This window comes from Streptomyces marispadix, assembly GCF_022524345.1.
Classification (GTDB): domain Bacteria; phylum Actinomycetota; class Actinomycetes; order Streptomycetales; family Streptomycetaceae; genus Streptomyces; species Streptomyces marispadix.
Map to the genome: position 1 here is coordinate 5788841 of NZ_JAKWJU010000002.1, position 17287 is coordinate 5806127.

Here is a 17287-nt window from a genome sequence, read left to right on the forward strand (position 1 = left end):
ACTCATGGGCGGCCGGCGAGCAGTTCACCATGCCGGGCCGGGACCCAGGCCCGTGGTCACGTCCCGATGGGCAGGAAGGCCGCCCATGCTCGAACTTCCGGTACGTGCACACCCATTGACCCGCCCTCACCACCCCCTTAGCCTCCATTCTCATACATGGACGCCATCCCGATATGGAGACAGTGATCATGCCTCTCGTCGTCGTCGGACTCGGTGTCCTGACACTGCTGTTGCTGATGACCCGGCTGAAGCTCAACGGCTTCGCCGCCCTCCTGCTGGTCGCCGTGGGCGTCGCCCTCTCGCAGGGCATACCGGCGGCCGAGATCCCGGAGGTGCTCGCGGGAGGCATCGGGGACCAGATCGGCGACACGATGCTGACCATCGGACTCGGCGCCATGGTCGGCAGGGTGATGGGCGACGCCGGAGCCGCCCAGCGCGTCGCCGGCAGGCTCGTCGAGGCCTTCGGCCCCGCCCGTGTGCAGGTGGCCATGGTCGTGACGGCCATGCTCATCGGCGTGACGATGTTCTACGAGGTGGCGTTCGTCATCATCGTGCCCGTCGCCTTCACCATCGTCCGTGTGACCGGCAGGAATCTGCTGTGGGTCGGTCTGCCCATGTCCATCGCGCTGTCCACCATGCACAGCTTCCTGCCGCCCCACCCGGGCCCGACCGCCGTGGCCTCGGCGTTCCACGCGTCGGTCGGAACGACCCTGTTCTACGGGCTGTTCATCGCCGTACCGCTGGGCGCGCTGATCGCCCTGGTGTGGCCGCGGCTTCCGTTCGTCAGGAAGATGGACCCCTCCATCCCCGAAGGTCTCGTCAGCGACCGGATGTTCACCGAGGAGGAGATGCCGGGCATGGCCTGGTCGCTGTCGGTGTCACTGCTTCCCGTGGTGCTCATCGCGGGCGCCGCGGTGACCGACATGGCCGTCTCCGGATCGAGCCCGCTGCTGCACTTCGTGGCCTTCATCGGATCGGCGCCGATCGCGCTGCTGCTGACGCTGGCCGTCGCCGCCTGGGCCTTCGGACCTCGAATAGGCCGCAGCCTGGCGGACGTCAGCGCCTCCTGCGCCTCGGCGGCCCAGGCGATGGCGATGATCCTGCTGGTGATCGGCGCGGGCGGCGCCTTCAAGCAGGTGCTCGTCGAGGGCGGCATCTCGGACTACATCAAGGACGTCACGCACGGCTGGTCCATATCCCCGATCATCCTGGCCTGGCTGATCGCGGCGATCCTGCGCATCGCACTGGGCTCGGCGACGGTCGCCGTCGTCACCGCCGCGGGAGTGGCGCTGCCGCTGCTCGCCGGAGGCGGAGTACACCCCGAGGTGATGGTGCTGGCCGTCTCCTGCGGCTCCATCGCCTTCTCACACGTCAACGACCCGGGTTTCTGGATGTTCAAGGAGTACTTCAACCTCTCCGTCGTCGACGCCATCAAGGCACGCACCACGTATACGACGGTGCTCGCGGTGCTCGGACTGGGCGGCGTACTCGTCCTCGAAGCGGTGCTCGACGCGCTGCACGTCTGAACGCGTCGCGGCGGCGTCCGCCACTGCGTCACTCCGTCAACTACGAGGCCCCGGCGTCCCGTTGTGGCATCATCACCGCGAATGAGAGCCCGTCAGGCGGTGCTCGCCGACGGCCCGGCGCGGCAGGCACGGCACGTGCGAGGAGATCCGACTGCATGCGAACGCCGTTCGACGCCGCCCTCGAATCATGGCGGGCCTGGCAGGACGCCCCGTGGGGCCGACTGCGGTACGCCACCGCGGAGTTCAACCTCGCCCGCCGGCTCGCGCCGCTGGGCGAGGGCCCGTTGAGGGTGCTGGATCTCGCCGGTGCCGACGGAGGCGACGCCGTACGGCTGCTGCGCCGCGGACACCACGTCACGATCGTCGACTTCTCCCCGGGGATGCTCGCCGCCGCTCGTGAACGGGCGCGCCGCGACGGCACGGACGCGGGGCTGGACACCGTAGAGGCCGACGTCCTGGATCTGCCGGAGCCGGTCACCAGCACCCGCTACGACCTCGTGCTGTGCCACAACCTCCTCCAGTACCTCGACGCTCCGGCGCCCGCGGTGCGCTCGGCCGTCTCCCTCGCGCGCCGGGGCGGCGTCGTCTCCGTCATGGCCCTCAACCGGCACGCCACGCCCCTCGGCCTGGCCGTGCGGTCGCTCGATCCCGCCGCGGCGCTCGACGCCCTGGACCGCCGGCGCTCGCACGGCGTGACCTTCGACGCCGAACTCACCCTGCACACGGCCGAGGAGATCGCTCGGCTGCTGACGGCCGCGGGCTGCGCCGCCCTGGAGCACTGCGGCATCCACAACGTCAACGACCACATCACCGACGACGGCCGCAAGCACGACCCGGAGTTCTACGCCGCGCTGGAGGCACTGGAGCTGGCGATGACCGACCGACATCCGTATCCGCACACGGCGAAGATCTTTCAACTCCTCGCCACGGCAGGCGGATCGGACGCCGGAGAGGCTCCCCGGCCCGGCGCTGAGCGGTAGGTTTCCCCGGGCGCCGCACCCGCGCGGGCGGCGCATGCCTTGGGGGAGGGGACATGGAGACCGTGTCGTTCGTCTCGGCTGCCGTGTCGGTGGCGGGGGCGCTGGCGAGCGTGGCGCTGGCCGGAGTCTTCGAGTGGCGGCGACGCCGCTCGGACCGGGAGCTGGCGCGGCGCGACCGGATGCGCCGCTACCGGGAGCCGCTGCTCCAGGCCGCCGCGACGCTTCAGGCGCGCCTCGGCAACGCCGTACGGATGCTGACGGACCAGCCGGTGACCGAGGTCGCGCCGGGCAGCCCGCGGCAGGAGGAGTACAACCGCTACGAGAGCCTCTACCGGTTCGCCGCGTACCAGGGGTGGGTGCACATCCTCTTCCGCGAGGTGTACTTCCTCGACATGGGCAGCAGGCGGCGCAACCGCAGGCTCATCTCGCTGCTCGTCGCCGTGCAGGGCGCCATCGCCGGTCACGACGACCACGGACGCACCGGTGTGCTCCTCGGCGGTGAGCAGCGGCTCGTGGGGGAGCTGATGGTCGCCTCCGAGGACACGGAGGAGGCACGGCTGCGCTGCCGCGGCTACGCGGACTTCCGGGCGCGGCTCGCGGAGGACCCGGAGTACGCGCGGCCGTTCCAGCCCGTGCTCGACTTCATCGACGGGCTGGGCGAGGACACTGAGGGGAAGATCAGACGGCTGGTCCTCGTGCACAACGCGCTCATCGATCTGATCGACTTCCTCGACCGGAGGAAGGTGTGGGTCGAAGGCCCGCGCGAGAAGCTGGAGTCGGAACCGAGCAGGGGAGCTTCGATGTCCGTACGCCGCGTCGTCCCGGACGTGCAGACCGACGCCATGGAGGAGAACCGCGACTTCTACGGACTGCTCGGCCTGGAGGAGGCGATGGACCTGGGCTGGGTCGTCACGCTCGCCTCGCCCTCCAACCCCACGGCGCAGCTCATCCTCATGACCGAGGACCGCACCGCGCCGGTCACGCCCGACATCAGCGTCGAGGTGGACGACGTCGACGCCGTGTACGCGGCCGTGCGCGAGCGCGGGTCGGAGATCGTGGTGCCGCTGCGGGACGAGGAGTGGGGCGTGCGGCGCTTCTTCGTGAAGGACCCCGACGGGCGTGTGGTCAACGTGCTCGGCCACCGCTGAAGCCGCCGCACCGTCCGGCGTCGACGCACCGCACGCCCGCCGCCCGCGCCTCCCGTCGGCCGCCCGGCGCTCAGGCCACGTCGGCCACGGCCACCGGCCGCCCCTCGCGGCGTGAGCGCTCGCACGCCTCGGCGATGCGCAGCGCCGCCAGCGCCTCGTAACCGTCGCAGGGGTTGGGCGCCTCGCCCTCGACCGCCCGTACGAACGCGGCGAGTTCGGCCTCGTACGCCGGGGCGAACCGCTCGAGGAAGCCGGGCCACGGAGTGCCCTGCGATGCGGCCGCCGCGGGCTCCACCGACGTCAGGGGCGTACGGGCGTCGAGCCCGACCGCGATCTGGTCCTTCTCGCCCGCGAGTTCCATGCGTACGTCGTATCCCGCGCCGTTGACGCGGGTGGCCGTGGCCGTGCACAGCACGCCGTCGTCCAGGGTGAGCAGGACAGCGGCGGTGTCGACGTCGCCGTGTTCGCGGAACATCTCCGGACCGGCGTCCGACCCGGCGGCGTAGACGGAGACCACTTCGCGTCCGGTCACCCAGCGCAGCGCGTCGAAGTCGTGGACGAGGCAGTCGCGGTAGAGGCCGCCGGAGAGCGGGATGTAGGCGGCTGGCGGCGGCGCCGGGTCGGAGGTGGCGGCCCGTACGGTGTGCAGCCGCCCCAGCGAACCGGACCTCACGGCCGCGCGTGCCGCCGCATAGCCCGCGTCGAAGCGCCGCATGAAGCCGATCTGGAGCAGGATGCCCGCCTCTTCGACCGTACGGAGGGCTTCGGCGGTGCCGTGGAGATCGAGCGCGATCGGCTTCTCGCAGAACACGGGCACCGAGTGGCCGGCCGCCGCCTGGATCAGCTCCGCGTGGGAGGAGGTCGCCGAGGCGATCACCACCGCGTCGAGGTCGCGGGAGAGGAGTTCGCCGGGGGAGGGGGCATGCGTGGCGCCGAGGTCCGCGGCCACCTCGGCGGCGCGTGCGGCGTCCACGTCGGTGACGAGCAGTTCGCTCACCTCGGGGCGAGCGGTGAGAGTACGTGCGTGGAAGGTGCCGATCCGGCCGGTGCCGATGAGTCCGATGCGCATGGGGGTACGTTCGCCCGTCCGCTCAAGAGCTGTCAATACTTTGTCAGGACAATTGAACGAGCCGTATGGGTGCGGGCGTTCCCGTCCGCTTCCCCGGTCCGGCTCACGGCCGGACCCGGAGGCCGAGGCGAGAGGAACCCGGCGGTCCGCTTTGTCCGGACAACCGAACTTACGCCTTCCAGTGGGCCGCACGGGCCACTACGCTCCACCCGTGGCCAAGAATGATCCCGTGGACCTCGAGTTCAGCGTGGACCGAAGCAGTCCGGTTCCGCTGTACTTCCAGCTCGCCCAGCAACTCGAGACCGCCATCGAACGCGGCAGACTCTCCCCCGGAAGCCTGCTGGGCAACGAGATCGAACTCGCGGGGCGCCTGGGCCTGTCCCGCCCCACGGTCCGCCAGGCCATCCAATCCCTCGTCGACAAGGGCCTGTTGGTGCGCCGCCGCGGCATCGGCACCCAGGTCGTGCACAGCCAGGTGCGGCGCCCGCTCGAACTGAGCAGCCTCTACGACGACCTGGAGGCGGCCGGTCAGCGCCCCGCCACCCGGCTGCTGCGGTACGAGCGGCAGGAGGCGACCGCGGAGGTCGCTGCCGCGCTGTCGGTACCCCAGGGCGCGGAGGTGCGCCTGGTGGAGCGGCTGAGGCTGACCCACGGCGAACCCATGGCCTTCCTGCGCAATCACCTTCCCGGTGATCTGCTCCAGGGGGAGAGCGGCGAGGAGCTGGAATCCACGGGCCTGTACCGGCTGATGCGCGGCCTCGGCGTCACGCTGCACAGTGCCCGGCAGTCCGTCGGGGCCCGGGCCGCCGCAGAGGACGAGGCCAAGCTGCTGGGGGAGGAGGCCGGGGCGCCGCTTCTGACGATGGAGCGCACGACCTTCGACGACACCGGCCGTCCCGTGGAGTACGCGTCGCATCTGTACCGGGCGTCGCGCTACGCGTTCGAGTTCCAGCTCCTCGTACGTTCCTGACGCCCCTGACACCTGACGCTGTCGCCGGGCGCTCCTGGTACGCGCCCGGTGGTCCCGTTACGCCAAGTCCCCTTCCCCGTACGGCAGACGAGGGCGACGCAACGGTGCACGGCAGGGCCCGAAGTTTGTTCGGACAAACTTGCATGGAGAATGTTCGGACAAAGTATTGACGCCTTGCTCCGGGCCCGGCTAGAACTCCGCTCATGGTCCTTCGGCGTAGAGCACGTAGAGCGACAACTGTGGCGGCAGCCCTGACGAGTGCGGCGCTTCTCGCCGCCGGATGCAGCAGCTCCGGCGGCAAGGGAGGCGAGGAGCAGAGCAACGGCGCGGGCGGCGGCAAGGGCGTGAACACCCCGCGCATGACGATCGCGATGGTCTCCCACTCGGGGGACGGCGACACCTTCTGGGACATCGTGCAGAGCGGAGCGAAGGACGCGGCCCGCAAGGACAACGTCCAGTTCGACTACTCGCACGACGAGGAGGCGGGCCGCCAGGCGCAGCTCGTGAAGTCCGCCGTCGACAAGAAGGTCGACGGGCTGATAGTCACGCTCGCCAAACCGGACGCGATGAAGGGCGTCGTGAAGAAGGCCGTCGACGCCGGCATCCCCGTGATCACCATCAACTCGGGCGGCCAGTACTCGAAGGACTTCGGCGCGATCTCCCACATCGGCCAGGACGAGGCGATCGCGGGCGAGGCCGTCGGCGACGAGCTGAACAAGCGCGACCGCAAGAAGGCCCTGTGCGTCATCCACGAGCAGGGCAACGTCTCGCTGGAGGAGCGCTGCGACGGCGCGAAGAAGACCTTCGACGGCGAGATGAGCACGCTCAACGTCGACGGCACGAACATGCCGGACGTGCAGTCCTCCGTGGAGGCCAAGCTTCAGTCGGACGACGACATCGACACCGTCCTGACCCTCGGCGCCCCCTTCGCGGCCACCTCGGCCAAGGCGAAGGAGAAGGCGGGCAGCAAGGCCGAGATCGACACTTTCGACCTCAACGCACAGGTCGTGCAGGGCCTGAAGGACAAGAGCTTCGGCTTCGCAGTAGACCAGCAGCCCTACCTCCAGGGCTACGAGGCCGTCGACGCCCTGTGGCTGCACTCGTACAACGCCAATGAACTGGGCGGCGGCAAGCCCGTGCTGACCGGCCCGCAGGTCGTCACGGACAAGGACGTACCGAGGCTGGAGAAGTACACCAAGCGCGGGACCCGGTGAGCGGCCACCGGAAACCGGTCGCCGATACTGGCGCGGACGTCCGCGCCGGTGCCGGCGGCCACCGCGGGTGCCCGGACGCAGACAAGCCCCCGTACCGAGAGGTCAGCAGCAGGTGTCAAGGCTGGACAGTTTCCGGAACAGCAGCGCGTGGCCGCCCTCGCGCAGGCGTACCGGGACACCCGTCGCGAGGGCCGCGACCGCGGTCCTGCTACTCGTCTCCGTCGCGCTCACGGGATGCAGCGCGACCGGCGGGAAGCGCGCGGAGGAGGCGCGCGACGCGGCGGTGTCGGGCGGCGCGGGCGTCGACACGCCCCGCTGGAAGATCGCCATGGTGAGCCACTCCGGCGAGGGCGACACCTTCTGGGACATCGTGCAGAGCGGCGCGAAGCAGGCCGCGGCGAAGGACAACATCGACTTCCACTACTCGCACGACAAGGAAGCAGGACGCCAGGCGCAGCTCGTCAAGGCCGCCGTCGACAACAAGGTCGACGGGCTGATCGTCTCCCTCGCCAAGCCGGAGGCGATGAAGGGCGCCCTGCGGAAGGCCGAGAAGGCCGGCATCCCCGTCGTCACGATCAACTCCGGCCAGGACCAGTCGAAGGAGTACGGCGCGCTCGCCCACATCGGGCAGGACGAGAAGATCGCGGGCGAGGCCGTGGGACGTGAACTGAACGAGCGCGGCCGTAAGAAGGCCGTCTGCCTGCTGCACGAGCAGGGCAACGTCGGCCATGAGGAACGCTGCCGCGGCGTGCGCGAGACCTTCGACGGGGAGGTGCGCGATCTGCACGCCGACGGTACGAACATGCCCGCCGTCGAGTCCTCCCTGGAGGCCGAACTCCAGTCGGACCGCGACATCGACACGGTGGTGACGCTGGGCGCCCCCTTCGCACCGACCGCCGTCAAGGCGGCGGAGGGCGCGGGCAGCAAGGCCGAGACCGTCACCTTCGACCTCAACGACCAGGCGGCCAGGGGGCTGAAGGACGGCTCGATCGGCTTCGCCGTGGACCAGCAGCCCTACCTCCAGGGCTACGAGGCGGTCGACCTGCTGTGGGCCGAGCGCTACAACGCCAACATGCTGGGCGGCGGCAAGCCCGTGCTGACCGGCCCGCAGATCCTCACGAAGAAGGACGCATCCACCTTGCAGAAGTACACGAAGCGGGGAACGCGATGACGGCTGCATCCACACCCACACCACCGGGCGCCACGGAGGGCACGACCCCCGAGGCCCCCGAAGAGACGGCCACCGGCGGGGGCGTCAGGACCGCGGGGACCGCCGGGACGGCAGGCACCGATGAGCGGCTCGTGCACCGGTCGCTGCTCCAGCGCATGCTGGGACGTCCCGAACTCGGCGCCGTCGTGGGCGCGATCGCGGTCTTCGTCGTCTTCTCGGTCGTCGCCGACAGCTTCCTGCGCGCCTCCAGCCTCTCCACGGTCCTGTACGCCTCGTCGACTCTCGGGATCATGGCGGTGCCGGTGGCACTGCTGATGATCGGCGGGGAGTTCGACCTGTCGACCGGTGTGATGGTCACCAGCTCCTCGCTGGTCTCCTCGATGTTCAGCTATCAGATGACGGCGAACGTCTGGGTGGGAGTGGGCGTATCGCTGCTGGTCACGCTGGGCATCGGCCTCTTCAACGGCTACATGCTCGTACGTACAGGACTGCCGAGCTTCATCATCACGCTCGGCACGTTCCTGATGCTCACCGGCCTCAACCTGGGGCTGACGAAGCTCATCAGCGGCACCGTCTCCACCAAGACCATCTCCGACATGGAGGGGTTCGCCTCAGCGAAGGCGCTCTTCGCCTCCGAGCTGACGATCGGCCCCGCCGACATCCAGGTCACCGTCGTGTGGTGGCTGGTGCTGGTGGCGCTGGCGACGTGGCTGCTGCTGCGCACGAAGGCGGGGAACTGGATCTTCGCCGTCGGCGGCGGGCAGCACACGGCGCGAGCGGTCGGCGTCCCCGTGGCCCGCACCAAGATCGGCCTGTATCTCGGGGTGGCGCTGGGCGCGTGGATCTCCGGGCAGCATCTGCTCTTCAACTACGACGTCGTGCAGTCCGGCGAGGGCGTCGGAAACGAGCTGATCTACATCGCCGCGGCCGTCATCGGCGGCTGCCTGCTCACCGGCGGCTACGGCTCCGCGGTCGGCGCCGCGGTGGGTGCGTTCATCTTCGGCATGACGAGCAAGGGCATCGTGTACGCGCAGTGGGAGCCCGACTGGTTCAAGTTCTTCCTCGGGGCGATGCTGCTGGTCGCCGTGCTGCTGAACGCGTACATACGCAAGCGGGCGGAGGCGAACCGATGACGGCGGACAACGACTCGGAGAAGGGCGCGGACGTGGCGGACGGCGCATCCCGGGAGCACGGCGCGAGCCCGGCGGCACCGCAGACGGCGGCACCGGAGGCGGCAACTTCCGCACCGGCGGCCCCCGAACCGGAGGACGCCGTCCGTACGCCGCTGGTCGAGCTGACCGACGTCAGCAAGTTCTACGGCAACATCCGGGCCCTGGAGGACGTCTCACTCCAGGTCTCCGCAGGCGAGATCACCTGCGTTCTCGGCGACAACGGCGCCGGCAAGTCGACCCTCATCAAGATCGTCGCGGGGCTCCACCAGCACGACTCGGGCACCTTCCGCATCAACGGCCAGGAGGCGCGGCTCTCCTCGCCGCGCGAGGCGCTGGACCGCGGCATCGCCACCGTCTACCAGGACCTCGCCGTCGTCCCGCTGATGCCGGTGTGGCGGAACTTCTTCCTCGGCTCCGAACCCACCAAGGGGCGCGGCCCGTTCGCCCGCCTCGACGTCGACCTCATGCGCCGCACCACCCACAGCGAGCTGCTGCGCATGGGCATCGACCTGCGCGACGTCGACCAGCCCATCGGCACCCTCTCCGGCGGCGAGCGCCAGTGCGTCGCCATCGCCCGCGCCGTCTACTTCGGCGCGAAGGTGCTGGTGCTGGACGAGCCGACGGCGGCGCTCGGAGTGAAGCAGTCCGGGGTGGTCCTCAAGTACGTGGCGGCGGCGCGCGACGCCGGACTGGGCGTGGTGCTGATCACGCACAACCCGCACCACGCCTATCTCGTGGGGGACCGTTTCGTACTGCTCAAGCGCGGCGCGATGGCGGGCAGCCACCGCAAGGACGGGCTGGAGCTGGAGGAGCTGACCCGGCAGATGTCCGGCGGCAGCGAGCTGGAGCAGCTCAGCCACGAGCTGGAGCGGGCGCCCGTGCCGCAGCATCTGAGCTGAGCCGGCGTCCGCGGGCGGGGCCGCTGAGCGGGTGCCGTGGCGCCCGGCCGCCGTGGGCCGGCTCACGTCCCGCTCACGCTCGCCCCGTACGCCGTCCCGCCCGCTGTCCCCCCCCGTCGCGTGAGTCCCCGCGCGTACGTCATCGCAGGTCACATGCCCCGGCTGCCCGGCGCCCCGGCCGCGCACCGCCGGTGCCCGGCATCGTCGCTGGTGAGAGCCCTGTGGCGTCGTCGCCTCGCGCGGTAAGGCAGAATCGGCCAGTGGGCAGGGCTTGGTACGGGTCGCTGTACGGACCGCCGTACTGGCCGCCGCACGGACCCGGCCCGCGACCACCGACCGTCAGCCGTACGACCGACCCGTGGCCCGCAGCCAGCAGCCGCGCACAGAGGAAGGCCGCGCAGTGAGCATGTACCGAGAGCGCGCGGACCGCGACCGTCTCTACCGCCGCTCCGCGCCGAGTGCCAGCGTCCTGCGCACCGTCAGCACCCGGGAGCGGCGTTCGCCCCTGTCGGCGCCGAGGGTCCCCACCGTCGGCATCGACATCGGCGGTACGAAGGTGATGGCCGGGGTCGTCGACGCCGACGGCCACATCCTGGAGCAGGTGCGGGCCGAGACACCGGAGAAGTCCAAGAGCCCCAAGGTCGTCGAGGACACCATCGCCGAGCTGGTGCTGGACCTCTCCGACCGGCACGACGTGCACGCCGTGGGCATCGGCGCCGCCGGCTGGGTCGACGCCGACCGCTCCCGAGTGCTCTTCGCCCCGCATCTGGCCTGGCGCGACGAGCCGCTCAAGGACGCCCTCACCGCACGTCTCGCCGTCCCCGTCATGGTCGACAACGACGCCAACACGGCCGCATGGGGCGAGTGGCGCTTCGGAGCCGGACGCGGCGAGGACCATCTGGTGATGATCACTCTCGGCACCGGCATCGGCGGTGCCATCCTGGAGAACGGCCAGGTCAAACGCGGAAAGTACGGCGTGGCGGGCGAGTTCGGGCACATGCAGGTCGTGCCCGGGGGCCACCGCTGCCCCTGCGGCAACCGCGGCTGCTGGGAGCAGTACAGCTCGGGCAACGCCCTCGTGCGCGAGGCCCGCGAACTGGCCCTCGCCGAGTCGCCCGTCGCCTACGGCATCACCGAACGCGTCGGCGGCCACATCTCGGAGATCACCGGCCCGCTCATCACCGAACTCGCCCGCGGCGGCGACGCCATGTGCACGGAGCTGCTCCAGGACATCGGGCACTGGCTGGGCGTCGGCATAGCCAATCTCGCCGCCGCCCTCGACCCGGGCGGCTTCGTGATCGGAGGCGGCGTCAGCGCCGCCGACGAACTGCTCATCGACCCCGCCCGCGAGGCGTTCAAACGCCATCTGACGGGCCGGGGATACCGTCCGGAGGCCACCATCGCCAAGGCACAACTCGGCCCCGAGGCGGGCATGGTCGGAGCCGCCGACCTCGCCCGGCTCGTCGCCCGCCGCTTCCGCCGCGCCAACCGCCGCCGCCTGGAGCGGTACGAGCGCTACGAGCGCGCCGCGGACAACCTGCGCCGGGCGGTGGGCCAGTGACGACCACGGCGACCCCTCAGACCCTGCGCCCGTCGCAACGGCCGCCGCACCGCCCGCGCCACCGCCTGCTCACGCTGCTCATAGTCGTACTGCTGATCGCGGTGCCCGGCGGATACCTCGTCAGGTCGGCCTTCCAGAGCAGGGACAGCGGCGAGGACAAGGAGCGCAAGGCCGCGGCCACCAACCTCACCTACGGCTGGCCGAGCAAGGTCCAGCGCAACGTCTACGACGTGCCGCTGCCTTCGAAGTCCAGCCACTACGCCTTCTACGAGGCCAACTCCTGGCAGACCAGCTCCCTTTACGTGCAGTTCCGCGTGCCGGAGAAGCAGCTCGGCGACTTCCTCGACGACGTGGGCACCAGCTCCTCCGCGCTGCGGGACGGGCAGGTCACCATCGGCGCCGAGCACGCCGGAAAGGTCGGCTGGGACCTGCACAAGGAGGGACACGACTACGCGGGCACCACGTACCGGCAGCAGGACAGCCGTCCGGACGTGGCGATCACCGTGGACCGCACATACGAGGACATGCCGCGTGTGTATGTCGTGTCCACCGTGAAGTTCTGATGTACACAGCGACGCCCCCGAGGCCGCACCCCTCAGACCCGTGGGTAGCGTGGCCGCGTGAGCGAGAAGCAGAGTGACCGGATGTTGCAACACCGCCTCGACGGCCCCGACGACGCGCCCGTGCTGGTTCTCGGGCCGGCCCTCGGCACCACCTGGCACATGTGGGACCGGCAGATCCCCGAACTGACCCGCAACTGGCGCGTTCTCCGCTTCGACCTGCCGGGACACGGCGGAGCGCCGGCGCACCCCGCCGACTCGGCGACGGCGCTCGCCGAACGCGTCCTGGCCACCCTCGACTCGCTGGGCGTGCAGCGGTTCGGCTTCGCCGGGTGCTCCATAGGCGGAGCGGTGGGCATCCAGCTCGGGATGCTCGCCCGTGAACGGCTCTCCTCACTCGCCCTGATCTCCACCTCGCCGCGCTTCGGCACGGCCGACGCCTGGCGCCAGCGTGGCGTCGTCGTACGTACCAACGGCCTCGACCCCATCGCACGCTCCACGCCCGAGCGCTGGTTCACCGAGGGCTTCGTCGAGGCGCAGCCCGCGATCGTGGAATGGGCCGTGCAGATGGTCCGCACGACCGACCCGGGCTGCTACATCGCGGCCTGCGAGGCGCTCGCCGCCTTCGACGTACGCAGCGAACTCGGCGGGATCGGCGTGCCGACGCTTGTCGTCGCCGGAGCCGAGGACGAGGCGACGCCCCCGGCGGACGCCCGAGCCCTCGTCGCCGGGATACCGGACGCGAGGCTGGCGATAGTGCCCGGCGCCTCCCACCTCACGCCCGTCGAACAGCCGGGCGCGGTCACCGAGTTGATCATCCGGCACTTCACCACGAGCTGGCAGGAGTCGTCCGCCGGTCCGCCCGCGCCCGCTCCCGTGATCGCCCCGCAGCCCGTGAGATCCACCGGCGCCATCGCGGAACTGGAGTCCGGGGAGGCCGTCGCGATCCGCACCGACCCCTACGACGCCGGGATGAAGGTACGCCGCGAGGTCCTCGGCGACGCCCATGTCGACCGCGCGCAGGCCAAGGCCGACGACTTCACCCAGGACTTCCAGGACCTCGTCACCCGCTACGCATGGGGCGAGCTGTGGACCAGGCCCGGCATCGACCGGCGCACCCGCAGCGTGATCACCCTCACCGCGCTCGTCTCGCGCGGCCACTTCGACGAACTGACCTTCCATCTGCGGGCGGCGCTGCGCAACGGGCTGACTCCCGAGGAGATCAAGGAAGTCCTCCTCCAGACCGCGGTCTACGCGGGTGTCCCGGCGGCGAACTCCGCCTTCGCGGTGGCTCAGGACGTCATACGCGAGGAGACGACCCCGGAGGAGTAGCCGACGGGCACAAACGGTCCGGCAGGCACGGCGGCCTTGGCCGTCGCTCAGCGAACGCCCTTGTGCCGCGCCGCCTGCCGCCCCGGTCCCGTACACCCGCCCGCGCCGGAGGCGAAGGCACAATGGGGCACATGAAGCTGATCAAGAAAGGCCACGCCTGCGTACGGATCGAGCAGGACGGGCGGACGCTCGTCATCGACCCCGGAGGGTTCAGCGAGGGCGACGCCGCCGTCGGGGCGGACGCGGTGCTGGTCACGCACGAGCACCAGGACCACTTCGACGAGGGCAGGCTGCGCGCCGCCATGGAGGCCGACCCGGCGGCGCAGATCTGGTGCCCGCGCAGCGTCGCGGAGCAGATCTCAACGACCTTCCCCGGCCGGGTGCACACCGTCGGCGAGGGCGACGCCTTCGAGGCCGCAGGCTTCGAGGTCGAGGTGCACGGGCAGTTGCACGCCGTGATCCACCCGGACATTCCGCGCATCGCCAACTGCGGCTATCTCGTGGACGGTTCGCTCTTCCACCCGGGCGACGCCCTGACCGTCCCGGAGGGCCGTGACGTGGACACCCTGCTGCTCCCGGTGCACGCACCGTGGAGCAAGGTCTCCGAGGTCATCGACTACGTACGGGAGGTCGCCCCGCGCCGCGCCTTCGACGTGCACGACGGTCTGCTCGCCGACCGGGCACGCCCCGTCTACGACCGGATGATCGGCGATCTCGGAGGCGTGGAGCACGGCCGTCTGGCCCCCGGCGAGAGTGTCGGTGTCGCGCGGTAGATTTCACGGCATGCGTATCGCGACCTGGAACGTGAATTCCATCGGTGCCCGGCTGCCGCGGCTGCTGGAGTGGCTGAAGTCCGCCGACCCCGATGTGGTCTGCCTCCAGGAGCTGAAGTGCTCCAAGGAGGCGTTCCCCGACGCCGAAGTCGCGGCGCTGGGCTACGAGTCGCTGGTCAACGGCGACGGGCGGTGGAACGGGGTCGCGGTGCTCTCCCGCGTCGGCCTGGCCGACACCGTCCTCGGACTCCCCGAGGGCCCGGACTTCGACGGCGGGCCGGAGTCGCGGGCCGCCGCCGCCACCTGCGGAGGCGTACGCGTCTGGTCGGTGTACGTGCCGAACGGCCGCGAGGTCGGCCACCCGCACTACGACTACAAGCTGCGGTGGCTGGAGGCGCTCCGTCTCACCGCGAGGCACGAGGTCTCCGGCGACCTCCCCTTCGCGATACTGGGCGACTACAACATCGCCCCGACCGACGAGGACGTCTACGACCGCTCCGCCTTCGAAGGCTCCACGCATGTCACCGAGCCCGAGCGCGCCGCCCTGAAGGCGCTGCGCGAGGAGGGCCTGAGCGATGTGATGCCCCGCCCCCTGAAGTACGACCACCCCTACACGTACTGGGACTACAGGCAGTTGTGCTTCCCCAAGAACAGGGGCATGCGCATCGACCTGGTCTACGGCAACGCGCCGTTCGCGGCCGCCGTCAAGGACGCCTACGTCGACCGGGAGGCACGCAAGGGCAAGGGCGCCTCCGATCACGCGCCGGTCGTCGTCGACCTACAGCAGTGAGCGGGCGCGGGCCGGGAGCGCCGTGCCGCCGGTTCGCGGCAGCGCCCCCGATCCCGCGCCCCCGGCCCTGTGCCCTGCGTTCCGTGCCTCGGGGCCCGGGCTTCGAGCCCCGGCCCCTGTGCGCCGGCGTTACGGCACCAGCTTGTTCAGCTCCACCGATTCGCCCATCGCCTTCAACCCCTCGTCCCCCGGGTGCAGATGGTCCCCGCTGTCGTAGGCGGGCAGCATCCGCTGGGGGCGTGCCGGGTCCCTGATCACCGCGTCGAAGTCGAGCACGGCGTCGAAGGTGCCCTGGTTGTCGCGTACGAAGGCGTTGACCGCGTTGCGCTTGGCGTCCACCTCGGGGAAGCAGTCCTTGTAGCCCTCGCACGGTGTGAGCGTCGCGCCGACGACGCGCAGCCCCCTCTCGTGGGCCCGCCGGGCGAACTCCTTCAGACCGGCGATCACCTCCTCCGGACTCGCGCCCCAGCGCACGTCGTTGATGCCTTCGAAGACGACGACGGTGTGAGCGTTCGTCTGCGCCAGTACGTCCCGCTCCAGCCGGTGCAGGGCGCTGACGCCGCCGGTGTCGGTGCTGACGCCGTCGCCGGGGTAGCGGTCGGAGACCACGCGGTTCGCCGAGATGCCCTGGTTGAGCACCCCGTACTGCGGCACCTCCGTCTGTGCCCGAAGGCGGCGCGCCAGTACGTCGGGCCAGCGCCGGTTGGCGCCGGGAGTGGAGCGCACCCCGTCGGTGATGGAGTCGCCGAAGGCGACGACCGACCCGGGACCGCCGCGCACGTCGACTGCCGTGAGGAACGGCCACACCTCCAACGAGCCGGTGAACGCGGTGCCTTCGGTGTCTCCCGTACGGTCGCCGCTGCCGCCCGCGCTGACGTAGCTGTGCTGCTGCGCCTCGCTGTGCACGGGGGCGGCCTCCACCCGTCCCGGCAGATGGATGCTCACCAGGAGGTTGCTGTCCGGCGGCACTTGGAGGCCGACGGGATCGCTCACGGCGTGTGCCCCAGCGGGCAGTGTCACGCCGTCGCGTCCGCCGAACTCCAGCCGTACCGGCCGCCCGCGCCCTGTCGCGCCCTCGCTCTGTACGACGACCGAGGCATGCCCTATACGCACGGGTCCCGAGGCGAAGGTGTTCGCCAGCTTGACCCGCGTACGCGACCCTCCGGCCGAGGTGTGCACCACGAGCCGCAGCGTCTGGTTCTCCCAGGGGCCGACCGTGGTGTACCCGGCGGTGCTGGTCGTCCAGCTTCCCGTCCAGGCCGACTCCTGCCTGCGTACGGAGGCGGCGAAGACGTGCAGATCGCTGTCCGGGCCCGCGTCGCGTGGCAGCGTCACCGAGCGGATGCTGCGCCCCTCGTGTACCGGCACGGTCACCGCGTACAGCTTGGCCTTCTCGGCGAGCGGCCCGCCGGAGCGGGTGTTGATGTGGGGCAGCGCGACGGCCTTGGTGGCGAGTGGGCCGCCGCGCCAGTCGGGGGCGGAGAGCGAGTAGGCGGACGTGGTGCCGTCCCAGTAGTGGACGGTGCCGCTTCCGGTGACGTCGCCGCCGGGGCCGCCGCGGGAAGTGCCCGCCACGAGGAGGGAGACGGCGTTGCCGCTGCCGCTCACCCGTACCTGCTGCCCGTCGGCTCTTACGTTGTCGGGCTCCCCGGGACCGGTGTGCGGCCAGCGGAGCGCGGCCGAGTCCAGTCCCAGGAGGCGACCGGGCTCCCAGCCCGCGGCCCGCAGGTCCTGGGAGGAGATGGAGTTGCCCGCACCGTCGAAGTCGGCTTCGCCGGGGCGCGCGTCGTCGCTCACTGCACGATTGTCGAAGAGCCGCTCCAAAGGGAGCGGCTCCGTTGCGGTGGGGGTCTTCGTCGTTGTCGTACGGTCCTCCGCGACTGCGGCCGCGGGGGCTGCCGCCAGGGTCACCAGGATCACGAGGGGAACACTCAACAGACGTCCGCGCACGCCGACGGTCCTCTCTTTTCGTCCGGCCCAACACCCTTTCCGCGCCTCCCGATTCGAACGAGGCCCGGTGAAGGTAGGGAGACGGCAAAGCGGCGTCAAGGTGTCCAGTCGGGACACGACCGTTTTTTCCGCCCGCCTGTCCGCGCACACAGCGTGCCTGTGGTGCTCGCCC

Annotated in this window: 15 protein-coding genes; 13 read left to right on the forward strand and 2 right to left on the reverse strand. The window is 70.7% G+C overall.

The features are described 5' to 3' along the window. Nucleotides 1-188: 188 nt before the first annotated feature. The 3 genes from MMA15_RS24090 (at nucleotide 189) to MMA15_RS24100 (ending at nucleotide 3654) form a co-directional block, all read left to right on the forward strand. Nucleotides 189-1526 (forward strand): gluconate:H+ symporter, encoded by a 1338-nt coding sequence (locus tag MMA15_RS24090; RefSeq protein ID WP_241063428.1) that lies wholly within the window; start codon nucleotides 189-191, stop codon nucleotides 1524-1526. 155 nt (nucleotides 1527-1681) lie between these two features. Then, complete coding sequence (locus MMA15_RS24095; RefSeq protein ID WP_241062275.1) at nucleotides 1682-2506, forward strand: class I SAM-dependent methyltransferase; 825 nt, start codon at nucleotides 1682-1684, stop codon at nucleotides 2504-2506. Nucleotides 2507-3306: 800 nt separating this feature from the next. Next, a complete protein-coding gene (locus tag MMA15_RS24100; protein WP_241063429.1) occupies nucleotides 3307-3654 on the forward strand; it encodes a VOC family protein in 348 nt (115 codons plus the stop codon). Between the two features lie 70 nt (nucleotides 3655-3724). On the opposite strand, the gene MMA15_RS24105 is transcribed toward MMA15_RS24100, so the two are convergent. Then, nucleotides 3725-4723, reverse strand: coding sequence for a Gfo/Idh/MocA family protein (locus MMA15_RS24105; protein WP_241062276.1), 999 nt, complete (start codon nucleotides 4721-4723; stop codon nucleotides 3725-3727). A 247-nt stretch (nucleotides 4724-4970) separates the two neighbouring features. On the opposite strand from MMA15_RS24105, the gene MMA15_RS24110 reads away from it, so the two are divergent. From MMA15_RS24110 to MMA15_RS24155, 10 genes are all read left to right on the forward strand, one after another. Continuing rightward, nucleotides 4971-5693: a GntR family transcriptional regulator gene (locus MMA15_RS24110; protein ID WP_308290628.1), complete on the forward strand. Its 723-nt coding sequence runs from the start codon at nucleotides 4971-4973 to the stop codon at nucleotides 5691-5693. 203 nt (nucleotides 5694-5896) lie between these two features. Continuing rightward, nucleotides 5897-6907 carry a sugar ABC transporter substrate-binding protein gene (locus MMA15_RS24115; RefSeq protein ID WP_241062277.1) on the forward strand — a complete coding sequence of 337 codons (1011 nt, stop codon included), beginning with the start codon at nucleotides 5897-5899 and terminating at the stop codon, nucleotides 6905-6907. A gap of 121 nt (nucleotides 6908-7028) precedes the next feature. Next, nucleotides 7029-8078: a sugar ABC transporter substrate-binding protein gene (locus MMA15_RS24120; protein WP_443732566.1), complete on the forward strand. Its 1050-nt coding sequence runs from the start codon at nucleotides 7029-7031 to the stop codon at nucleotides 8076-8078. Continuing rightward, nucleotides 8075-9211, forward strand: a complete 1137-nt coding sequence (locus MMA15_RS24125) for an ABC transporter permease (RefSeq protein ID WP_372498295.1) — start codon at nucleotides 8075-8077, stop codon at nucleotides 9209-9211. The genes MMA15_RS24120 and MMA15_RS24125 overlap by 4 nt, the downstream gene beginning before the upstream one ends. Continuing rightward, nucleotides 9208-10149 (forward strand): ATP-binding cassette domain-containing protein, encoded by a 942-nt coding sequence (locus tag MMA15_RS24130; protein ID WP_241062278.1) that lies wholly within the window; start codon nucleotides 9208-9210, stop codon nucleotides 10147-10149. The genes MMA15_RS24125 and MMA15_RS24130 overlap by 4 nt, the downstream gene beginning before the upstream one ends. 406 nt (nucleotides 10150-10555) lie before the next feature. Continuing rightward, the gene (locus MMA15_RS24135) at nucleotides 10556-11710 is read left to right on the forward strand and encodes an ROK family glucokinase (protein WP_241063435.1); all 1155 of its coding nucleotides are present in this window, start codon (nucleotides 10556-10558) and stop codon (nucleotides 11708-11710) included. After that, nucleotides 11707-12273, forward strand: coding sequence for a hypothetical protein (locus MMA15_RS24140; protein WP_241062279.1), 567 nt, complete (start codon nucleotides 11707-11709; stop codon nucleotides 12271-12273). Before MMA15_RS24135 ends, MMA15_RS24140 begins: the two co-directional genes overlap by 4 nt. Nucleotides 12274-12354: 81 nt before the next feature. Then, nucleotides 12355-13602 carry a bifunctional 3-oxoadipate enol-lactonase/4-carboxymuconolactone decarboxylase PcaDC gene (gene pcaDC, locus MMA15_RS24145; RefSeq protein WP_241063437.1) on the forward strand — a complete coding sequence of 416 codons (1248 nt, stop codon included), beginning with the start codon at nucleotides 12355-12357 and terminating at the stop codon, nucleotides 13600-13602. A 131-nt stretch (nucleotides 13603-13733) separates the two neighbouring features. Next, entirely contained in the window at nucleotides 13734-14375 is a 642-nt protein-coding gene (locus tag MMA15_RS24150) for an MBL fold metallo-hydrolase (protein ID WP_241062280.1), read from the forward strand. A gap of 10 nt (nucleotides 14376-14385) precedes the next feature. Continuing rightward, nucleotides 14386-15165 (forward strand): exodeoxyribonuclease III, encoded by a 780-nt coding sequence (locus tag MMA15_RS24155; protein ID WP_241062281.1) that lies wholly within the window; start codon nucleotides 14386-14388, stop codon nucleotides 15163-15165. Nucleotides 15166-15294: 129 nt separating this feature from the next. Here the strand turns inward: MMA15_RS24155 and MMA15_RS24160 are convergent, their stop codons facing one another. Beyond that, a complete protein-coding gene (locus tag MMA15_RS24160) occupies nucleotides 15295-17115 on the reverse strand; it encodes an SGNH/GDSL hydrolase family protein (protein WP_372498296.1) in 1821 nt (606 codons plus the stop codon). Nucleotides 17116-17287: the final 172 nt, after the last annotated feature.

Excerpts from the sequence above, each read along its gene's own strand:
- MMA15_RS24150 (WP_241062280.1), top strand. The coding sequence starts at position 13,734 with ATGAAGCTGATCAAGAAAGGCCACGCCTGCGTACGGATCGAGCAGGAC.
- MMA15_RS24115 (WP_241062277.1), top strand. The coding sequence starts at position 5,897 with ATGGTCCTTCGGCGTAGAGCACGTAGAGCGACAACTGTGGCGGCAGCC.
- MMA15_RS24090 (WP_241063428.1), top strand. The coding sequence starts at position 189 with ATGCCTCTCGTCGTCGTCGGACTCGGTGTCCTGACACTGCTGTTGCTG.
- MMA15_RS24105 (WP_241062276.1), bottom strand. The coding sequence starts at position 4,723 with ATGCGCATCGGACTCATCGGCACCGGCCGGATCGGCACCTTCCACGCA.
- MMA15_RS24100 (WP_241063429.1), top strand. The coding sequence starts at position 3,307 with ATGTCCGTACGCCGCGTCGTCCCGGACGTGCAGACCGACGCCATGGAG.
- MMA15_RS24095 (WP_241062275.1), top strand. The coding sequence starts at position 1,682 with ATGCGAACGCCGTTCGACGCCGCCCTCGAATCATGGCGGGCCTGGCAG.
- MMA15_RS24125 (WP_372498295.1), top strand. The coding sequence starts at position 8,075 with ATGACGGCTGCATCCACACCCACACCACCGGGCGCCACGGAGGGCACG.
- MMA15_RS24155 (WP_241062281.1), top strand. The coding sequence starts at position 14,386 with ATGCGTATCGCGACCTGGAACGTGAATTCCATCGGTGCCCGGCTGCCG.
- MMA15_RS24135 (WP_241063435.1), top strand. The coding sequence starts at position 10,556 with ATGTACCGAGAGCGCGCGGACCGCGACCGTCTCTACCGCCGCTCCGCG.
- MMA15_RS24130 (WP_241062278.1), top strand. The coding sequence starts at position 9,208 with ATGACGGCGGACAACGACTCGGAGAAGGGCGCGGACGTGGCGGACGGC.
- pcaDC (WP_241063437.1), top strand. The coding sequence starts at position 12,355 with ATGTTGCAACACCGCCTCGACGGCCCCGACGACGCGCCCGTGCTGGTT.